Here is a 20,426-nt window from a genome sequence, read left to right as displayed (position 1 = left end):
GTCAATTGATTTCAATTTTAGCGAGTTTAAATTTCGTAAATTTGAATCAAAAAATAATGTAACTGGAATTGTCCTGTTCCATTTTAACATAAACATATTACAAATGGCGACTATTGCGTGTCAACGTTGAAGTCAGAATAAAAATCCAAAAATTTCTTCGCATCGGTTGAAAGGGCCGTTCAACTAAAATTTATCTTCATGGTTAATCGAAGCCATTATGGTGGTATTGCTTTTAGGATTCAACAAAGTTGATAACCTATTTCTTCAACGCTTTCCTAACTTCGGGTGCAATTTGTGTTCCAAAAATCTCTATAGATTTCATCATTGCTGCATGTGATGGTCCACCAACATCCATGTGTGCGGAGAAACGCGTTAAGCCAAAAGTTTCTTCCATGGCTAAGATTTTATCCACCGATTCATTTGCATCACCAATAATTAACGCACCGTTGCTGCTTCTACCTGCCTCAAACTGATTCCTTTGAAACGGAGCCCAGCCACGAGTTTTACCTATCCGGTTCATTTGTGCTGAATATAAGGGGAAATAATAATCAGAAACTTCCTGACTGTTTTCGCCAAACAGCGAGTGCATGTGTACGCCAACTTCGAATTTATTCATATCATGACCATATGCCTGATAAACTTTCTTATAATAATCGAAGAGTGGTTTAAATTGATTTGGTTGTCCGCCGATGATGGCAAACATGACTGGTAAACCCAACCTTCCGGCCCGTTCAACTGATTCCGGTGTTCCGCCAACGGCTACCCAGATTTTTAAATTATCGTTTACCGCACGAGGCAAAACTTCCTGGTTAACCAATTCCGGGCGGAATTTGCCTTTCCAGGTTATTTTTGGTTGTTTATTGATTTTTAACAACAATTCTAACTTTTCTTCATAGAGTTCATCGTAATCCTGAAGGTTATAACCAAATAGTGGAAAAGATTCGATAAAGCTTCCGCGACCAGCCATTAACTCGGCTCTTCCGTTCGAGATTAAATCAATGGTGGCGAAATTTTGATAGAGTTTTACCGGATCTGATGAACTTAAAACCGATACCGCGCTGCTTAATTTAATGGTTTTGGTAACGGTTGCTGCGGCTGCCAGAATAATTTCAGGACTAGAAACCGCATAATCCGGACGATGGTGTTCGCCAATGCCGTAGAAATCTAATCCTACTTCATCCATGAGTTTGATTTCTTCTATAATTTCCTGAAGTCTTTGCTGAGCGGGCTGAATTTCTCCTTTTGCATTAACCTGCAAATCGCCGAACATACCGATACCTAATTCCATAACTGATAAATTTATATGACAAAGTTAACAGGTTGGAAGGATAGAATTTTTGATGTATGGTAAGAAAATTAAGAGTTTAATTACAAATAAGAAAAAGCTTTACCACCTAAGAAATATAAGCTTCATAGAAGTGCGGTAGACTTGAATTTCTTAAATGCCTTATATGGTAAAATTAAAAATGGTTCTGAACCTGTTAAGAATGCCTACATAACTTCAAATCATCGGACTTCTGTCCTCCGACTTCGGACTTACTCTATCTTCTTACCTTTCATTGCCGTCGAAATCGCTGCATCCATTACGCGTTCCGCAAATGGGCGGGTAAATTCATTCAACTCGTCGGCTTTTTTCAAAATGGTATCTTTTTCCTGTGAGGCCAAAGCGGTTTTTAATGCTTCAATATGAATTTTTGTTTCAGAAATTTCTTCGGTAGTTAAATGTTCAGCATGTTTTTCGATGAAGCGCTCAGCAGTATAAAGCAGTTGTTCACCCTCACTGCGAGCCTCGATTAACATCCTTTGTTCGACATCACTTTTTGCATGTTCGATACTGTCTAAAAGCATTTTTTCCACGGTATCATCGCTCAAGCCATAGCTTGGTGTAATTTCAATTTCCTGTTTCACGCCCGAACGTAGTTCAATAGCCTGAACAGTTAAAATTCCGTCTGCATTTAACAAAAAGTTAATATCTACTTTTGGCAAGCCCGCCGGCATTGCCGGAATGCCTTTTAAGTCAAATTCTGCAAGCTTACGGTTCTCTTTTACCAAATCACGTTCACCCTGGTAAACCGAAATTTTCATGTTCACCTGTCCATCAACAGAAGTTGTATACTGGCGGCCAGCTTTAGTTGGCACCTTGCTGTTACGGGCAATAATTACGTCCATTAAGCCGCCCATGGTTTCGATACCTAGTGATAGTGGTGTAACATCGAGCAATAGAATGTCAGAACGGTTTCCAGCCAGAACATCTGCCTGAATCGCGGCCCCTAAGGCAACAACTTCATCAGGATTGATATTGTCTTGCGGTTTTTTACCAAAGAAATTTTCGACAGCTTGTTTAACAAAAGGGGTGCGGGTAGAGCCGCCAACTAAAATCACTTCATCAACATCAGCTGCGGTTAAATCTGCATCCTTTAATGCGTTTTTACAAGCCGTAATGGTTTCTTCAACCTTTGCACTAATCAATTGCTCAAACGTTTGCTTATCCAACGTACACCAGATTCCACCAACTTGTTCGTTGTACAAATTCTGGCTGGAAAGTGCTTTTTTAGCTGCTTCAGCCTGTAAGCGTAAGGTTTGCATTAAAATCGTATCTGACGCAACAGTAGCCAAATCAAGGTTGTTTTTTTCAAACCAATAATTTAAAATCGCACGGTCAAAATCATCACCACCTAAATAGGTGTTACCATTTGTGGCTAAAACCTCAAAAATTCCATTTTGGATTTGAAGGATAGATACATCGAAAGTTCCGCCACCTAAATCGTAAACCGCTATGGTTTTTTGCTGCGTAGGGTCTAAACCAATTCCATAAGCCAAACTGGCTGCGGTAGGCTCGTTTACAATACGCATTACATCTAAGCCGGCAAGTTTCCCCGCATCACGGGTGGCTTGGCGCTGACTATCATTGAAATAAGCTGGGACCGTAATCACAGCACGGTTCACAGGTGTTTTTAAAGCGTGTTCCGCTCTTGCTTTAAGTTCTTTTAAAATCTCGGCAGATAGTTCTATTGGCGTATAAAACCGATCGCCAGCCTGAATTTTTACAAGGGCATCGGAATCATCGTCAATAATTTTGTAGGAGAAAATATCCTTGTGTTCGGCAACATCTTTATAAGAGCGTCCAAGCAGTCGTTTAACAGAAAAAATAGTGTTTGCAGGGTCTGTAGTTAAGAATTCTTTTGCTTCATTACCGACAACTGCTTCATTCTGGCTGTTGAAATACACAACCGACGGCACCAACAAACCCTTGCCGGCATCGTTAATTACCTGTGGGTTTTTATCGGGATTGATGAAAGCGACCAGGCTGTTGGTGGTACCTAAATCTATTCCAACTATAATTTCTTCCTTCTGAAACGAACCCGTAGCAAGGTTAATTGATATTTTTGCCATGCCTCAAATTTACGGAGATTGTTGCAATGTTTTGGGTTTGAAATGTTTTAATGTTGTAAAGAAAATCTGGATTCGAGTGTTGGAATTACAACGATAGCATATCGAAATACGGTTTCCATAAGGGTTATTAACAAAGAGGAGGAGTTGAGGGCAGAAAACACACCCAGCCCCAATGTCGTTAACTTAAGCTTTATAGTTATCCGTGTGAGGGGTAATTTATTTTATAAAATTAATATTAGAGCCGTACAATCCATTTCTTTTGTCATACCACTATAGTCTTGCCTCGGCTCGCCGCCGCCGGAGGACTCTTTCTTTTTGGCATCAAAAAGAAACAAAAAATGCCGGCTGAAAATTTTTCTTTTGAAGCCAATTCTGCGGCCGGAACAGTGCAGCCCGAAAAATTTGTTAGGCCGGATTTGCGGAGAACGGGGATAATGTGCTATGGCCTAGCTGGATGGAAATTCGAATTGCTTAAATATTGATTAATAGTAATTTGTGATATAACATCAAGGGCAGCTTGTCGAAGATCATTTACTCGGAAACAACACAATACTTGTCCTTCGATAGAATGACAAGTATTGTGTTGTCTGCTTAAGTTAATGACATTGCCCCGGCCCCTCCTTAGAATAAGGAGGGGAGCTGGACATTGCTATTGAACTCGTTGAAATCCTCGATTCTGTCCATTTTTATCAAAGAAAAAGTGGAAATCCTGTCTGGTTTAGCAAACCATATCCTCGGACTTCGGTCTAAAGACTTCTGACTATCTTTTATTCTTCGCTTCAATCCAAAGCGACATATACTTTGTGCTTTGCACCGTGTGATGGTTTAAAATTTGTCCAATAAAATTGTTTTGGCGATGTGCCGTTAAATCTAAATTTTCAACCGTAGCAATAAACCCGTTAGCGAAGTGCGAAGCCGAATACCGCTCGTTAATAATCCGAACGCCGTTTTTTTGGGCAGTAAGCCAGGCAGATTTATCCTGATACAATTCAGCTGCTCTTTCAACGAAAGCAGTCAAATCGTCTTCAATTAAACCATTCCAGTCCAGTGCGCCTTTCATTGCTTCCGCGCCTACTGAAGTCGTAACAGAGGGGGTGCCAACCTGCATGGCATCAATAAATTTGCCTTTTACACCAGCACCAAACTGAATAGGGGCGAGTAAAATTTTGTGCTTAGCAATCGTTTCTTGTGCCTCAAGCGCCCTTCCCCGAATAAAAAACCGTTCGTTTTTGTTATCCAATTGTAGCACTTTTTGAGTAGCATAAGAACCGTAAATATTCAAATTTACCCCAGGTAATTTTTTCCTTAATGATGGCCAGATTTTAGTTTTTAGAATCTGAACGGTGTTCCAATTAGGCTCATGCAAAAAGTTGCCAATAAAAACAAAATCTGAACGTTCTTCAAAAGGAATCCAGTTTTTAATCGCTTCTTTCGTGATTTCTTTTTCTAAAAATGGAAGATAGTAAAGCATGGACGCGTCGATTTTAAATATTTCCACCAGGATTTTCATCTCCACTTCAGAAATAATTAACGATAAGTCGCAACGTAAAACAGAAGCGATTTCCCGCTTTGCGGTATCCGAAAACAAATCAACCTCGGTCTGTTGGTTATTGCTTTGCTGGCGGGCGCTACGCAGGCAATGTAAATCTTCTGTGTCTAAAATTCTAAGCGCATCAGGACATTCCTGCTGAACCCGCCAGCCGTACTGCTCTTCTACCATAAAGCGGTCGAAAAGCACAATTTGTGGATTTAAATTTTTTAAAAATGAATTAAAGCTTTCGTCATTGAGTTGTATTTCTTGCTCAACCACGCCAGTTCCGGAGAAATCATGGCTAAAATCACTTTTCGATGCCGCCGAGGCAAAAGTAATGTCATAACCATTTTGCAAAAATAAATCGACCAATTGAATCATCCTTGTACCCGCTGCCGAAGATGTGGGTTCGGGCCAAACCAATCCAATAATCAATATTTTTTTTGCGTTCATCATTTAAAATTTGTGCAAAATAAAGGTTTTTATTGGGGTTGAATAATTTCCTCCAGATTTAAATGGATAAGGTCCGCAGATGTATATTAGATATAAAAATCCATTTCAATCTGCGGTTTAAATCTGTGTCTATCTGGCGGAAATTCTTATTTTTGCAGCTCAATTACATCACCACATGTTAGGATTAAAATTATTAACAGACCCACGTTGGGCCAATATTGCGGAATCGAATTTGGAAGAAATTTTATCTGACCATGCCTGGTGTGAACAAAAAGCGGCGTCAAACGCGATTACTTTAATTACTCAAAATTCTGAACACCAGGATTTGGTTGATGAATTAACGGCTATTGCAATAGAAGAAATGCAGCATTTTCAAATGGTAATTGATATCATTAAGCAACGCGGCTATACTTTGACTCGTGAGCGAAAAGATGATTACGTTGGTCGTTTGGTAAAGTTCAGCAAAAAAGATGGAAGCAGAAACCAGGCTTTTATCGACAGACTTTTATTTGCCGCAATGATTGAGGCCAGAAGTTGCGAACGTTTTCGCGTGCTCTCTCAGAATATTAAGGATGAAGCGCTGGCGAAATTCTACCATGAGCTTATGGTTTCAGAGGCCGGACATTACACTACTTTCCTAAATTTTGCCCGTAAATATAGTACTGATGTGGATGTAGATAAACGCTGGAAAGAATGGTTGGAATTTGAAGGCGATTTAATTCAAAGTTTCGGAACGAAAGAGGCGATACATGGTTAAACCCCCAAACCCCCTGAAGGGGGCCTTGATTTCCTAAAGTGTATTTGAACGCACAATAAATAGACTTTAAATAACAAACCCTGCTTTTCGATCATATGGTGAATCCCCCTTTAGGGGGCTAGGGGGTGATCTCGTCCTTGTGTATATTCCATAGCCAAATCACAATATCCTGGTAGCTATCAATTCCTTTGGGTTGATTATTGAGCTTTAGGAAACTATCAAAGGCCGCGTCCATATAACCGAACATATCGCCATTATATTTTCGCCAAAATTCTTTTTCCGTTTTAAAATCATCCAAAACACTGGCGGATAATTTATCGTGAAGTATTTTGTAATCCTCAGGAGATTTCATTCTAATTTCAAACAAAATATACCGCAACATTTCGTAGTTCGCCGCGTATTGGTAATTCACATCAGGACTATTACTCGCAGTTAAATAACCTAAGAGATTGGCCTCATCTTCGTAGGAAATACCCAATTGATGGGCGATTTCATGACAAGAGACATAAGGTTTAACAAAACCTGGTAAGGCCATGTTCATATTCGCCTCGCCAGTTAGAGGCGCGTAATAGCCCTCAATACCTGCTTTGCTGGTTAGCCAGGGGCTTAAAACTGATTTTAAACAAGGGTTTTTATACCGAAATAACGGATTTTTCTTTTCCATTAAATAGTAAGCATTCGATGAGGTTTTTTCTAAATCATGAATAGAATAAGCTGGTATCTTAGTTTGCTTAATTTTTAAATTATTAGTCTTATTTACGAAGTAATCGCCTAGCAAAACCAATTCTTTTACGCTGTACTTCTCGTTCCCAATTCCTAATGATTCGCTAATGCTAGGTCTGCTGTAATTTAATCCCCATACAATTTTGAAAACGATATACAGCGCCAGGAAGAAGTTTAAAGCCTGTATTGGAACTATAATTCTGTCTTTTTTCGTTAATGATTTTCGGTTTTGGAAAAAATTAAAAATTTTATAAAGCGCGAAAGCGATTAACAGCGCGTAAATAATATCGCCGATAGCAAAAGGAACGATAGAGGAGATAAACCTTAAAGAAGAAGAAATATAGGGATAAATGCCTGTTGAGTAATATTTTTGAACGAGGGAAGGGAACAGACCGAAAAGGAAAATAAGCAAGGCCAGACTGGTCGAAACCAAAAGTATTTTATGAACCGAATGCTTTAACACGATTAATAATGCCCTTTTAAAGATTGTACTTCCAAAATAACGATAATGCCATCGTCATGAATTTCATAAACTATTCGATGTTCTTCGTTTAGTCTGCGAGACCAGGAACCAGATAATTCATATTTTAACGGCTCAGGCTTTCCAATGCCCTCAAAAGGATTCTCCCGTATGGCAATAATTAATTGCTCAATTTTTTTCTGAATGGCTTTGTTGCCAGATTTTTTCCAGTACTTTAAATGCTCAATAGCTTTTGGAGCAAATATTACTTCCATAAATCTTCAACCGCGATTTTTACACCCTTGCCATTTTTGACGTCTTCTCGTGCTTGCAAAATGTCTTTTACAAACTCCGGGTTATAAGGCCCATCTTCGGTTTCAAAATCGATTTTTAAAGCTTTCATCACCGCTTTCAAAGCTGTTGCTTGTTCTTCATTTTTAGGATGTGCAATTAAAGTTTCCATATTGATGTTGCTAATAAACAAATATAACAAATTTGCTCCAAAAATTGGGTCTGGCTGTCTTCCTATTTTACGGATAATTACAATCCGATTTCGATAAAAAATATTGAGAAATTTATTTCATGTTGTTCTAAAGAGAAAACATCGGGAAATGTTCATTGATTGAATTTTTTCTATCGAAAGTGTCATTTAAGTTGTTAAAAGCAATATTTTTTTGCTGTCGGCTACAATTGTTACAGGTTTAGAAACAATTTTTATATCGGTTTTCTGCTTAAAGCATTAAAATTGTTTCGTTGTATCGTTAAACGATTTAACAAACTAACCATTATAAACTTTCTAATTTTTTATGAGAAAACGCCAGTTACCCGTGTTTGCTGCCAAAGCAAGCAACGCCAAAAAACAACTACTTAAAAACCAAATGTAAACATTATGAAAAAAAGAAATTTACTCCATTTAATTCATGTTCATGGGGTTGGTAACCTAAAAAAATTGCTTTCCATACCAATCGTAATCGTAGGCTTAGTAACGCCTGGTTACGCCCTTGAAACACGGAAGGTAATACCAGAAATTCATGCACTAAAGGTAGATATACAGGTTACCGGAACAGTCAGCGACGCATCCGGCGAAACCTTACCTGGTGTTTCTGTAAGTCTAAAAGGGGGCGGAAGGGCTGTTTCGACGGATGCAAATGGTCGCTATAGCATATCCGTTCCTGAAAATGCTGTTTTGGTATTCAATTCAGTCGGTTATGCCACTAAAGAAATTCAAGTCGGTGGCAATGCTGTCGTTAATGTAACCCTGGTCTCATCAAATACTGCGCTCGACGATGTTGTGGTCATTGGTTATCAGGCGGTGAGGAGAAGGGATTTAACGGGCGCTACGGGTTCAGTAAACACCGGAAACACCGAGAAATTAGTCTCACGCTCATTGCCTGAGGCATTGCAAGGCCAAACGCCTGGTGTCTCAGTTAGAAACGGTGGCGCGCCCGGACAGGAAGCTGTAGTAAACATTCGTGGATTAGCAACATTTGGCAATGCAAATCCATTATATGTCATCGACGGTATGATCGCCGATCCCAATACGACTGTAAGTCCGAACGATGTGGAGGATATCCAGATTTTGAAAGACGCATCAGCTGCTGCGATTTACGGATCAAGGGCGGGGAATGGTGTAATTTTAATTACGACTAAAAAAGGTAAAGAAGGTCCGGCAAAAATTTCGGTCAGCGCGAGATACAGTATCTCTGATGTTCCGAAAACATACGATATGATGGATGCAGCCGAATATGTAGCTACCAATACCAGGGCATATCAAAATTCGGGCATGGCCGTACAGCCCGGTGTAGCAAACTGGAATGGTGTAACTAATACAGATTGGATCGATGAAACGCTTAGAACCGGGTCTGTTCAGGATTATAATGCCAGTGTTTCTGGAGGAGGTAATGGCTCAAAATATTTAATTTCAGGCGGTTACTTTAAAGATAAGGGTGTTTTAATTGCCCGTGAATTTGAGCGTGCATCGTTCAGGGTTAATACTGAAACCACAAAGGGAAGGTTTAAATTTGGCGAAAACCTCGCTATTACTTCATCAACAGCGAAATCGCCATTTCAAGGCGGTGCCTTTGCCGGGAATCCATGGTACGATATGTTCGAGAGTGTGCCGCTGATTCCGGTACAGGACAATGCATTAGTTAGTGCCAACAATCCTGGCGGCTGGGGTTACGGATCCAACGGAAGCATCAATACTTTTGCCCGCAACCAGATAGCGATTGCGAATATTACGTCGGTAAAATCTAATTTCACCAAAATCCTTGGCAATGCCTATGTAGATTTCAAAATTATCGAGGGATTAAATTATAAATTCAACGCGGGTGTCGAAACGAGTTTCGATAAAAGTAAATCGCTGAGAAAAGATGGTTCCTGGTACCAAAACCAATCGCCCGATTTCAGTCAGCTAACGGATAACCGTTCTCAGTTTTTAAGTTATCTTTTAGAACATACCTTAAATTATAATTACGACATTGGTAAGCACCGCATTAATGGGGTAGTAGGCTATACAGAGCAAACCACCCAAACCGATAATACGCTGGGCAGTGGTATTAAACTGGCTCAATCAGATGGTAATTATTTTACAACTCTAACATCTACAGCTGGTGATGGCCGTAATTCATCAGGCGAACTATACAAGAGCCTTTTAAATTCGTATTTGGGTCGTTTGAACTATACTTACGACGATAAATATTTAGCAACTTTCACTTTCAGAGCCGATAAAGACTCCCGGTTCTCGCCTCAATTCAGAACGGGTTATTTTCCTTCGGGTGCCTTGGGCTGGCGGATTTCTAAAGAAGAATTTTTTAAGGTTAGCTGGATATCTGATTTAAAACTTCGTGGTTCTTACGGGGTACTCGGTGTAAATACCTTAAGCCCGTATCAATACATTGGTTTCTTAAACCAGGCTCCTGATGCCATATTTGGTGCCGGACAGTTATCAAATCCTGGAGCAATACAGGCAAAGCTGGCTTCGGGTGATTTAAGGTGGGAGAAGAAAAAAACAACCAACCTTGGTTTCGATGCATCGCTATTCGGCGATCAGTTATCCGTTAATTTTGACGTTTTTAAATCCGTTTCTGAAGATGTTTTGCTAGGCCAGCCTTTGCCGGGATACCTCGGTAACTTACAAGGTGATCCGATAGTAAACATCGGCTCTATCCAAAACAAAGGTATTGAGTTAAACCTTGCTTATCGCCCCAAATTGGAAGGTGAGTTTAAATGGGATATTGCCGGAAATGTGAGTGTTGTAAGAAACAAGGTGTTATCGCTTGGTAACCTTGGTATCGATCCGGAAACTGGTCAGCCTAAAGACTATATTCAATCGGGTAATACCAGAACACAGGTAGGCCGTTCAATCGGTGAATATTTTGTTTTGCAAACAGACGGTATTTTTCAAAATCAGGCAGAAATTGATGCCCATAAAGCACAAAGTGCTTATGCAAAACCTGGCGATATCCGCTATGTTAACGCAGTAAATGGCGGTACTAACGATGATATCAATGACAAGGACCGTGTATTTGCAGGTTCCGCTTTCCCAAAATTTACATCAGGTTTGCAATTTAATTCGAGGTATAAGGATTTTACATTTTCGCTTCAGTTGTATGGCGCTTTCGGTCAGGAATTATATAATGATGTTTTGAGAAGTTTAGACAGCTACGGTTACTCAAATTACAGAAAAGCCCTCAACCCATGGACGCCGACCAACACAGATACCACTTTCCCGCGTTTGGGAAACCAGTTTGCACCCAATGATAGGGGAATAAATGAAAATGCCAGGGGCAATAGCAACCGTTGGATTGAGGATGGTTCTTATCTACGCCTCCGCAACATAGAACTGGGTTATAATTTACCTGCAAAGGTTATTTCCAAAGCAAAAATTAGCAATGCAAGAATTTATGCCAGTGCTCAAAATCTGTTCACGATTACAAAATATTCGGGCTTAGACCCTGACGTGGTAGGTGCAAATCCTAACCTCGAGCCAGGAGTAGATAATGGCAATTATCCATCATCCAGAATTATTTCATTCGGTTTAAGTGTGGGATTCTAACTTATTAAAACAATTATGAAAAAATATATAATCATTTTAGCAGCATCATTTATAGCCTTTTCCGGTTGTAAAAGAGATTTCGATGCAGTTAATCCAAATGCACCAACGATTGCCAGTTTCTGGAAAACGGGCAATGATGCGACAAAGGGAATTAATGCAGTTTACAGTACGTTTTATCGTACGCCGGGTTTGTATTCCCGTTGGATGTTTTACCATGGCATTTTAAAATCTGATGAAGGTTTTGGTTCGGGCGGCGATGGCGGCCTCAATAACCTGATGCGCTTTAACCAAACCAATTATAACGATGGTTTGACAGCGCTAACCTGGTCAACCTTTTATGTAGGCATATTCCGGGCAAACCAAGTGATTGCTAATGTGCCAAACATTAGTATGGATGAAACCCTAAAGAAACAAATTATTGCCGAGGCCAAGTTTTTGAGGGCCTTATTTTACTTCAACCTGACGCTTTATTATGGGCGCCCGCCGCTAATGCTTACACCGTCGCAGCCAAAAGATATGCCTGCAAATGCCACAACTGCGCAGGCTTATGCGCAGGTTGCAAAAGATTTGACCGAGGCCGTAGCCGATTTACCGGTCAATTATCCGGCTACTGATTTAGGCAGGGCCACAAGAGGCGCAGCTTACGCCTTGCTCGGTAAAACCTATCTCCAACAAAAATTATATCAACAGGCATTGAACGCGTTTTCTTACCTGGTTACAGGTGCAGGTAATTCTACCTACAGCTTAACAGCCGATTACCGGGATAATTTTATTCTGGCTAAGGAAAATAACAGCGAGTCGGTTTTCGAAATTCAATTTAGCGAAAATCAATCAGAAAATACCGATGATGATGTGGACGAATCGCGGATAAACAATACGGGTTCATCAATAGCTCAATTTTTTGCCCCTCCCGGGATTGGTTATTCCGATGGTGGCGCCCGCAGGTGGGTAGTTGATGAGTTTCTACAGGAGAAAACCGTTTCCGGTGCACAAGATCCACGCTTAGCTGCTTCATTTATTTTTAATAATGCCAATCCGGCGGGTCCAACTGCTACAATGGTTTATGGACAAACTTTCCAGAGCCGTTATGGCAATGGACCGGATGCAAATGGTGTTTGGTTCCGCAAATTGTTAAATGATAACTGGAAAAACCAGGAGGGTTTCCGCTCACCAAATAACTACCGTTTAATACGCTATGCTGATGTTTTACTGATGTATGCCGAATGTTTAAATGGTTTGGGGAGGACCACCGACGCTTACCAGTACGTGGACCGGGTTCGCCAAAGGGCTGGCCTATCAACATTAACAGCGGCAAAACCAGGTTTAAACCAGGCCCAGTTTTTAACGCAACTGAAACATGAGCGTTTAACAGAACTTGCCGGTGAAGGTTGGCGTTGGGCCGATTTAGCACGTTGGGGAGATTTAAGCCCGGCTTTGGCAAATAGAGATGCGGATTTTAATGGCTTTATTGTTGGTAAACATGAACTTTACCCAATCCCACAAAGTGATATTGATTTGAATGCTAATTTAACGCAGAATCCTAAATACTAATAAAAGTTTAGCGGCAGCAGTCGCTGAGCTTTTAACCTGTTTCCTATTATGAAAAACAAAAAGCTAAGTGATTTAAAATTTCGCTCTTTGATGCTGGCATTATTGATTTCCGTTGGTTTATCCTGCGGAAAATCCAATGGCCCGGCACCAATTACGCCCGATCCGCCAACAGCGGCAAGCACATTTTCCAATCCCGTAATGAGCGGTGCCGATCCCGCGGTTTATCAAAAGGATGGCATATATTACTATCTTCAAACCAACGGAACTTCGATAAACCTATGGAGTACAACCGCAATGTCGAAACTGGGTTCTACAGTGCCTAAAACCGTTTATACGCCTGGAAATGGCGCTGCGAATTCCAGAAATGTATGGGCACCAGAAATTTTCTTTTTTGATGGTAAATGGTACATCTATTATACTGCCGGAGACGGAAGCGATATTAGTCAGCGCACCTGGGTATTGGAAAACAGCAGTGCCGACCCCACAACAGGAACGTGGGTTGATAAAGGCCGTATATATGCAACGAACGCAGATTTTTGGGCCATCGACGGCTCTGTGCTTGAACTTAATGGAAACCGGTATTTTATGTGGTGCGGCAGGGCTGATGTAACTAATGTAAACCTTACGCAAAGTATTTACATTGCAAAAATGAGTAACCCTTACACTTTAGAAGGACCAGCAACCAAATTAACTGAACCTGAATTTAACTGGGAAAAAAACGGCTTTGGCGTTAATGAAGGTCCTGAAGCGTTAATTTCGCCTGACAGCAAAGTTTTCTTAATTTATTCGGCAAGCTATTGTGGAACCGACGATTACGCTTTGGGAATGCTTGGTCTGAAGGCAGGCGGAAATCCGTTGGTTAAAGCTGACTGGACAAAATCAGACCAACCCATTTTTGTTAAACAACCTCAGAACAGTGCTTTCGGTCCTGGCCATAACTCATTTTTTAAATCGCCTGACGGAAAAGAAAACTGGATTATTTACCATGCAAATTCTGCTACTAATCAAGGCTGTGCCGACAAAAGAAATGTTAGGATGCAAAAGTTTACTTTTAAGGCAGATGGCAGTCCTGATTTTGGAATGCCGGTAGCCACCGGATTACAAATTAATAAACCATCTGGAGAAAAATAATTATGGACAAAACTTCCAATCAACTTAAGGCGTTTTTCCTGATTTTTGCAATGTTTATTGCTCAAATCGGTTGGGCCCAAACTTTCAAAAACCCGTTATTGCCATCGGGTGCCGATCCATGGAGTATTTATAAAGATGGTTATTATTACTACACTCAATCCATGCAAAACAAACTGGTTATCTGGAAGACAAAAAATCTGGCGAACCTGGGTACGGCCGATAGTAAAACTATTTTTGTTCCACCAAAAAATACGAGCTATTCAAAAGAACTCTGGGCACCTGAAATTCATTTCATTGGCGGTAAATGGTATGTTTATTTCGCAGCAGATGATGGCAATAATAATAACCACAGGATGTATGTTATGGAAAATTCGTCAGTTGATCCAATGAAGGGACAATGGATTTTTAAAGGTAAAGTAGGTGATGCGACCAACAAATGGGCGATTGACGGTTCTGTTTTTATTCATAAAAAACAGCTATATATGATTTGGGCGGGCTGGGAAGGTGATGTCAATCAGAAGCAAGAAATTTACATTGCCAAAATGAAAAATCCATGGACAATAGATGGCAGGCGTTATAAAATATCGACACCTCAGTTTGATTGGGAGAAGCATGGCGATCTCAACGATCCGAACAATCCTCCGCATGTGGATGTAAATGAAGGGCCCCAAATTTTAATTCATAAGGGTAAAGTATTTTTAATTTATTCTGCAAGTGGTTGCTGGACTGATTTTTATGCATTAGGTATGTTGACATTAAAAGGAAAAGATTTGTTAAACGCGGCATCTTGGGAAAAAAGCAAGCAGCCGGTTTTCAAGCAATCGCCGGAGAATGGGGTATATGCACCGGGGCACAATTCATTTTTTAAATCGCCTGATGGCAAAGAAGACTGGATTTTATACCATGCCAATTCGGCACCCGGGCAGGGTTGCGGCGGACAACGTTCGCCAAGGGCACAAAAATTTACATGGAATGCAGATGGTTCGCCTAATTTCGGTATCCCGGTTAAAGCAGGCCAGGAACTAAATATCCCATCTGCGCTAAAATAAAACGGTACAATAACACAAATAAGATCATACTAAAGCCATCATGATTTTTCAAACCACATAGTGGGATGAATAAACCGAGCTTGCGAGTTCTTGAACACTAAAGAAAATAAACTACGTGTGAAAAATCTGATAGCTTCATCACCATTAAAAACAAATTACATACAGATGAAAAAATATTTCAAATTTCTATTACTTCTTTTACTGAGTATTTCCACATTGGCCTATGCGCAGGAAAGCACACCAATAGTTGGTAAGGTCTGGTCGATTGAAAAGGCTAACGAGTGGTACAAACAATATAAATGGATAAACGGCGCCGATTTTTTGCCTAGTACCGCCATTAACCAATTGGAGATGTGGCAGGCAGAAACTTTCGATGCTGCAACAATCGACAAGGAATTGGGCTGGGCTGAAAATATTGGTTTTAATACCATGCGGGTTTATCTGCATAGTCTTGCCTGGAAACAAGACAGGGATGGTTTTAAAAAGCGAATGGATGAATACTTGACTATTGCCAATAAACATAAAATCAAAACCATTTTTGTATTCTTTGATGATTGCTGGAATAAGCAGGCCAAAATCGGCAAACAACCCGAACCAAAACCTGGAATTCACAATTCGGGATGGGTACAGGATCCGGGAGATCCGGACTCAAGACAGGAAGCGAACTTTCCGGCTTTAGAAAAATACGTAAAGGGTGTGATGACACACTTCAAGAACGATAAACGCATTCTGTTATGGGATTTATATAATGAGCCTGGAAACTCCGGAAAACTGACCACATCTTATCCTTTACTGAAAAGCATATTTACCTGGGCGAGGGCGGTTAACCCGTCTCAACCAATCAGCGCAGGCTTGTGGGCCTGGGATTATAAAGAACTCAATGCATTTCAGGCACTTAACTCTGATGTTATCACTTACCATGATTATGAGGAACCGAAATGGCACCAACGGGTTTTAGATATGTTGAGATCGCATGGGCGTCCAATGATATGCACCGAATATATGGCCCGAACACGGGGAAGTCGTTTTGAGAATGTGATGCCTATGCTCAAAAAGGAAAACATAGGTGCGATTAATTGGGGTTTGGTAGATGGAAAATCGAATACTAAATATGCCTGGGATACACCGCTTCCGAATGGACCGGAGCCAAAAGAGTGGTTTCATGAGGTTTTCAGAAAAGATGGCACGCCTTATAAAAAAGAAGAAGTGGAACTAATTAAGAAACTAAATGGCATTAAATAGCAACTGTAAATAATAAAGTTCGCTATATTGGGTACCCAATTTGCCATTATGAAAATCAAAAAACTAAATGGGGCTATTGCCCTGTTACTTTTTTTTAGTTTTTTAAAACCGGTAACTGTTTATGCGCAAAAGATACTTTTCAGGCATTATACAGTTACTGATGGTTTGTGCGCAAATACCATCTGGGACATTCAGCAGGATGAGCAGGGCTACATGTGGTTTGGAACAAAGTATGGCCTCAGCAGATTTGACGGCTATACTTTTAAATCTTTCCAGCATCAGAAAGGGACTACCGGTAGCATTGGCAATAACTTTATAAGAAGAATTTTTAAATACGATGCTAAAACATTCTGGATTGGTACAGATGAAGGCATTTACATCTTTAATCTTGAAACAGAGCACTTCACGCGCTTTAAACCACTTCAGGATTTCTTTATAAATGACATCAGCAGATCTAAAAACGGAGAAGTTTGGATAGCGACAAAAGAAAGAGGTGTTTTTTTGTATTCGCCGGCTAAGAAGGTTTTGAAGCAGTTCTCAACATTTTCAAATCCAGGTATATCGTCGAACGAAGTAACTAAGATTTTGCAAGACGACGCAGGTGATATCTGGATAGGGACTTATGGTAAAGGGATCGATGTGTTCAACCCCAAAACCAATACTTTCAGGACGTACAATACAGCATCTTTACGGACAAAACTTTCCAGTAATGTTATTTTAGATATGTATAAAGATGCCGGTGGCGATATCTGGATCGGTACGATGGCTGGCGGATTAAACCTTTGGAATAAAAAGACTGATCAATTTACAATTTATCAAAAATCGGGCGGAAATACCATTAGCGACAATATTGTAAGAACAATTTACGAGCCGAAGCCAGGTTACATTTATCTGGGAACAGAAAAAGGCCTGAACATTTTCGATCGTAAGAACAATCACTTCTCCATCTATCAAAATAAGAATAACGACCCTTTCAGCATTAACGATGATGCTGTTTACAAGGTTTTTAAAGATAAAGAAGGTGGTATTTGGGTTGGTACTTATTTCGGTGGATTAAATTACTACCATCAGGGAAGTTCTGGCTTCGAATTTTATTACCCACTAGGTGTTAATAATGCGCTTTCTGGTAATGCTGTAAGTGCATTTTTAGAAGCCAAGCCTGGCCAGCTCTGGATTGGGACAGAAGATGGCGGCTTAAACTTTTTCAATTCGAAAGATAAAACGTTCAAAAGATTTCCTTTTGCCAGGGGGCAGGATAGTCTTTCTTACCACAACATACACGCGCTTTATAAAGATAAAAATGGCAACATCTGGGTTGGAATGTACACAGGCGGTGTAAATATACTTAACCCAGCAACCGGGAAAATAAAACGATATAAGAGTAATCCTGCCGACGAAACGTCGCTCAGCGATAACAGTGTTTATTCTATTGATGAGGATAGGCAGGGAAGGGTTTGGGTGTCTACCATTTCCGGACTCAATTTGTACGATTGGCAACACGATCGTTTCATCAGAATAAAGGGCAAAAATTTAGATAAAAGTTGTATATATCAGGTTTGTCAGGATAAAGACAGCATCATTTGGATAGCCACATATGATAATGGGCTGATAAGGATGGATAAAAACGGTGTTTTGAAACAATACGCTTCTACCAAAAGTGCGGGTGCCATTAGTTCGAATAAGGTAATTTGCATGCTCGACGATGGCGAAGGCAAACTGCTACTAGGCACGGACGGAGGTGGTCTGAATGTTTTCGATAAGAAAACAGAGAAATTTAGCATTTATGAGGGAGATAATTGGATAAAAAGTGCGGTTATTTATGGTATAATAAAAGACAATGCAGGCAAAATGTGGTTTTCTACCAACAGCGGCCTTTTCGAATTCAACCCGAAATCTAAAATAAAGAGGAGTTTTGGGAAGTGGGATAATCTGCAGAGCCAGCAATATAATTACAAGGCTTATTACAAAGATGCTGCTGGCAAGCTTTATTTCGGCGGTATAAACGGTTTTAATGCTTTTTATCCTAGCGAAGTTCAGGGGAGGGCTATACCTGCAAAAATTTCGTTCACAAATTTTCAGCTGTTTAATAAGGATTTAGCTATTGCTGCGGAAAATAGTCCATTGAAAAAATCGATAAACTATACTAGTGAAATTTTACTCAACCACAATCAGTCTGTGTTGAGTATCGAATATGCATCTTTAAGTTTTATTGCGCCAAATAAATTGCAGTATGCCTTTAAAATGGAAGGTTTTGATAAAAACTGGAATAACGTAGGCAGCCAGCGAAAAGCTACTTACACCAATCTTCCGGCTGGCGAATATAATTTTCAGGTTAAAGTTATAGATGATTTGGGCGCAGATGTGGGCCATGTTTCGAGTATAAAGATTAAAATTCTGCCGCCTTTTTACGAAACCATTACAGCCTACATTTGCTATGCTATTATTTTACTCCTGGGTGCATTTTGGTTGCGCAAATATGTGTATGAAAAAGAGCGCAAGCGAAACGAAATCAAATTGGAGCGGTTAAAAAATAAAAATGAGCAGGATTTTTATAAACAGAAAATAGATTTCTTTACGGCGATGGCACACGAAATCAGAACACCACTTTCGCTGATTATTGCGCCTTTGGAACGACTTCTATTAAACAAGAAAAAAGACCCTGAAACCTCAGAACAGCTTCAGGTGATGGAGGAAAATTCCGATCGGCTGCTTACACTGGTTAATCAGCTGCTTGATTTCAGACGAATTGAAAGTGATATTTTCGAAATACACCCTGAACCTATTGAGCTAATTTACCTGATAAACACCATTCGCGACCGCTTCTCGCCGATTGCCACAAAGCAAGGAATGGAATTTATTGTTGCCAGCCATTTTAAACAGCTTAATGTATACGCTGACCCTGAAGCATTGATGAAAATTTTGAGCAACTTGCTTATAAATGCATTTAAGTTTGCACGGTACCGGCTCGAAATCAAAATTAACGAGCTGCACACTACTATAGGCGGCGAGAAAATGATTTCGATTAGCGTAGAAGATGATGGTATTGGTATTCCCAAGGCACAAATAGACTCTATTTTTACGAAATTTTTCAAAGTTTCCACAGAAGGTCATCATTATACTAATCTTGGCGGCACGGGTATTGGCTTAGCGCTTGCCAAATCACTTACTGAAAAACATGGTGGGAAACTGGAGGTCTCGAGTGAAGAAGGAATCAAAACATCTTTTACTGTTTTGATTCCGTTTGAGCAAAAAGAACTAGTCGATAATCCACCTGTCGAAGCGGTTAATGATGAAGACGATAAAAAACAAACCGTTTTAGTAGTTGAGGATGACCAATCGTTACTGGATTTTCTTTCAAAAAGTTTTACGGCAGAAGGTTACCGTACGCTAAAATCAAAAAATGGTAAAGAAGCATTGAAACAACTGGATAACCATCACGTTGACTTAGTGATTTCTGATGTGATGATGCCCGTTATGGATGGTATGGAGCTTTGCAAAATCATTAAAAATGACATTGATTACAGCCATTTGCCGGTCGTTTTACTTACCGCGAAAACCAACAGCGATGCTGAAATAGAAGGCTTGGAAAGTGGGGCAGATGCATATATTTCTAAGCCGTTTAAATGGAAGCAGCTTTCTTTAATTGTTAAAAATCTGCTCGAACTACAGTCAAATTTGAAGCAGCGCTTCGCACAAAGTCCGATGGAAGGACCGGAGATATTTGTCAGTGGAAAGCGTGACAAAGAGTTTCTGGAAAAAATTACCAAGATAATTGAAGAAAGAATTTCGGATACGCAATTTTCTGTGGAGGATCTAGGTAGGGAAGTTGGACTGAGTCGCTCGAGTTTATACAAAAAAATCAAGGCAAAAACGGGTCACGTTCCTAACGAGTACGTGAGGTTAATCAGGCTGAAAACCGCCGCTAAACTATTAATGCAGCAAGAATACACCATTGCCGAAATCGGCTATATGGTGGGTTTTAATTCGCATTCATACTTCAGTAAATGTTTTTTCGCACAGTTCGAATTAACGCCGACGGAGTTTGTCGAGAAATACAGGCAGGATACAGTTTAATTAAA

General features: G+C 40.1%; 13 protein-coding genes. 7 read left to right on the top strand and 6 right to left on the bottom strand.

Annotated elements, in window-relative coordinates; translation table 11 throughout:
- Nucleotides 1–256 precede the first annotated feature (256 nt).
- From ASF92_RS11270 to ASF92_RS11255, 3 genes are all read right to left on the bottom strand, one after another.
- Nucleotides 257–1,288 (bottom strand): Atu2307/SP_0267 family LLM class monooxygenase, encoded by a 1,032-nt coding sequence (locus ASF92_RS11270; RefSeq protein ID WP_056092517.1) that lies wholly within the window; start codon nucleotides 1,286–1,288, stop codon nucleotides 257–259.
- A gap of 248 nt (nucleotides 1,289–1,536) precedes the next feature.
- The gene (gene dnaK, locus ASF92_RS11265; RefSeq protein WP_056092515.1) at nucleotides 1,537–3,393 is read right to left on the bottom strand and encodes a molecular chaperone DnaK; all 1,857 of its coding nucleotides are present in this window, start codon (nucleotides 3,391–3,393) and stop codon (nucleotides 1,537–1,539) included.
- A 760-nt stretch (nucleotides 3,394–4,153) separates the two neighbouring features.
- Nucleotides 4,154–5,380 (bottom strand): glycosyltransferase family 4 protein, encoded by a 1,227-nt coding sequence (locus tag ASF92_RS11255; protein WP_056092509.1) that lies wholly within the window; start codon nucleotides 5,378–5,380, stop codon nucleotides 4,154–4,156.
- 172 nt (nucleotides 5,381–5,552) lie between these two features.
- On the opposite strand from ASF92_RS11255, the gene ASF92_RS11250 reads away from it, so the two are divergent.
- The gene (locus ASF92_RS11250; protein WP_056092506.1) at nucleotides 5,553–6,134 is read left to right on the top strand and encodes a tRNA-(ms[2]io[6]A)-hydroxylase; all 582 of its coding nucleotides are present in this window, start codon (nucleotides 5,553–5,555) and stop codon (nucleotides 6,132–6,134) included.
- A gap of 118 nt (nucleotides 6,135–6,252) precedes the next feature.
- Here ASF92_RS11250 and ASF92_RS11245 read toward each other — a convergent pair whose 3' ends face one another.
- The 3 genes from ASF92_RS11245 to ASF92_RS11235 are packed head-to-tail and all read right to left on the bottom strand — an operon-like array spanning nucleotide 6,253 to nucleotide 7,780.
- Nucleotides 6,253–7,320 carry a DUF3810 domain-containing protein gene (locus ASF92_RS11245; protein ID WP_231729798.1) on the bottom strand — a complete coding sequence of 356 codons (1,068 nt, stop codon included), beginning with the start codon at nucleotides 7,318–7,320 and terminating at the stop codon, nucleotides 6,253–6,255.
- A gap of 2 nt (nucleotides 7,321–7,322) precedes the next feature.
- On the bottom strand, nucleotides 7,323–7,592 hold the full coding sequence (locus tag ASF92_RS11240) for a Txe/YoeB family addiction module toxin (protein WP_056092501.1): 270 nt from the start codon (nucleotides 7,590–7,592) through the stop codon (nucleotides 7,323–7,325).
- Nucleotides 7,583–7,780: a DUF2683 family protein gene (locus tag ASF92_RS11235; RefSeq protein ID WP_056092498.1), complete on the bottom strand. Its 198-nt coding sequence runs from the start codon at nucleotides 7,778–7,780 to the stop codon at nucleotides 7,583–7,585. The genes ASF92_RS11240 and ASF92_RS11235 overlap by 10 nt, the downstream gene beginning before the upstream one ends.
- Before the next feature lie 426 nt (nucleotides 7,781–8,206).
- On the opposite strand from ASF92_RS11235, the gene ASF92_RS11230 reads away from it, so the two are divergent.
- From ASF92_RS11230 to ASF92_RS11205, 6 genes are all read left to right on the top strand, one after another.
- Nucleotides 8,207–11,374, top strand: coding sequence for a TonB-dependent receptor (locus ASF92_RS11230; RefSeq protein WP_056092494.1), 3,168 nt, complete (start codon nucleotides 8,207–8,209; stop codon nucleotides 11,372–11,374).
- A gap of 15 nt (nucleotides 11,375–11,389) precedes the next feature.
- Nucleotides 11,390–12,925, top strand: coding sequence for a RagB/SusD family nutrient uptake outer membrane protein (locus tag ASF92_RS11225; RefSeq protein ID WP_056092491.1), 1,536 nt, complete (start codon nucleotides 11,390–11,392; stop codon nucleotides 12,923–12,925).
- Nucleotides 12,926–12,973: 48 nt separating this feature from the next.
- Entirely contained in the window at nucleotides 12,974–14,056 is a 1,083-nt protein-coding gene (locus tag ASF92_RS11220; protein ID WP_056092488.1) for a family 43 glycosylhydrolase, read from the top strand.
- Between the two features lie 2 nt (nucleotides 14,057–14,058).
- Nucleotides 14,059–15,105, top strand: coding sequence for a family 43 glycosylhydrolase (locus ASF92_RS11215; RefSeq protein ID WP_082489541.1), 1,047 nt, complete (start codon nucleotides 14,059–14,061; stop codon nucleotides 15,103–15,105).
- A 165-nt stretch (nucleotides 15,106–15,270) separates the two neighbouring features.
- Nucleotides 15,271–16,347: a cellulase family glycosylhydrolase gene (locus tag ASF92_RS11210; protein WP_056093285.1), complete on the top strand. Its 1,077-nt coding sequence runs from the start codon at nucleotides 15,271–15,273 to the stop codon at nucleotides 16,345–16,347.
- Nucleotides 16,348–16,395: 48 nt separating this feature from the next.
- Nucleotides 16,396–20,421 (top strand): hybrid sensor histidine kinase/response regulator transcription factor, encoded by a 4,026-nt coding sequence (locus ASF92_RS11205; protein WP_056092484.1) that lies wholly within the window; start codon nucleotides 16,396–16,398, stop codon nucleotides 20,419–20,421.
- Nucleotides 20,422–20,426 lie beyond the last annotated feature (5 nt).

The sequence above is a fragment of the Pedobacter sp. Leaf176 genome (assembly GCF_001424305.1).
In the GTDB taxonomy this organism is placed as follows: Bacteria; Bacteroidota; Bacteroidia; order Sphingobacteriales; family Sphingobacteriaceae; genus Pedobacter.
This window is presented reverse-complemented; position numbering and strand designations above follow the sequence as displayed.